2 protein-coding genes are annotated in these 721 nt (G+C 28.4%); both read right to left on the minus strand.

The genetic code is table 11. The features are described 5' to 3' along the window. The coding region (locus D9V42_RS14750; RefSeq protein WP_142927610.1) for an HNH endonuclease at positions 1-268 on the minus strand (268 nt) is incomplete at its 3' end. A gap of 167 nt (positions 269-435) precedes the next feature. Next, a complete protein-coding gene (locus D9V42_RS14755; RefSeq protein ID WP_158593196.1) occupies positions 436-642 on the minus strand; it encodes a hypothetical protein in 207 nt (68 codons plus the stop codon). Between the last annotated feature and the right edge of the window lie 79 nt (positions 643-721).

The raw sequence follows: 721 nt of genomic DNA on the forward strand, positions 1-721 counted from the left end.
CTAGGTTATTTAAATCGTTATTTTGCTTGTTTCCGTCAATATGGTTTACTATTTTTTTATTTTCTGGGTTAGGAATAAAAGCGAATGCTAATAATCTATGTTTTTTCACTTTCAAAGTTCTATTATCAAAACTTGCTGAAAATTGATAATAACCGTCTTTATCTTTGCTCTCTTTTTTTTGTTTACCGTTTTTAGAAAATAGTTTTCCGTCTTTTGTTAATGTGTATCTTTCTAACGCTTTTTTATATAATTCATCATTAAACTTCATTTCTTTCTCCTTTAGTATATAATAACAAAAAAGACTTGAAAAGTCAAGCCTTAAACCTATTAAGCTCCTTAGCTGTACTTACTTTATCAAATAAATTCAACTTTCATGCCTCTCAATTTATAACCTTTTTTAATCCTACGACTAATGCCACCTGGTTTTTTCTCAATTTAGTCACTAGTTACCTCCATTGGCTCTGATTCTACGCAATAAACTTTGAACGGCTTTTCTTCTTTTGCTCCATTTCCGAAAAATAGCTCCCATTGATAATTTAATAAAACACAAGTCTTAATAGCTTCGTGTTTTTTTGTATAAAGAGATAATCGTTTTCCGCTATAATTTTTAGCCACTGTGTCTTTATCAGTTGTTAGTGCCACATAGTAAATTTTCATTTATTTCTCCTTTTCTTATATCATGATATCAAATTATTTTATATTTGTCAATACTTAATTCCAT

This window comes from Staphylococcus pseudoxylosus (genome assembly GCF_003697915.1).
Lineage (GTDB): Bacteria > Bacillota > Bacilli > Staphylococcales > Staphylococcaceae > Staphylococcus > Staphylococcus pseudoxylosus.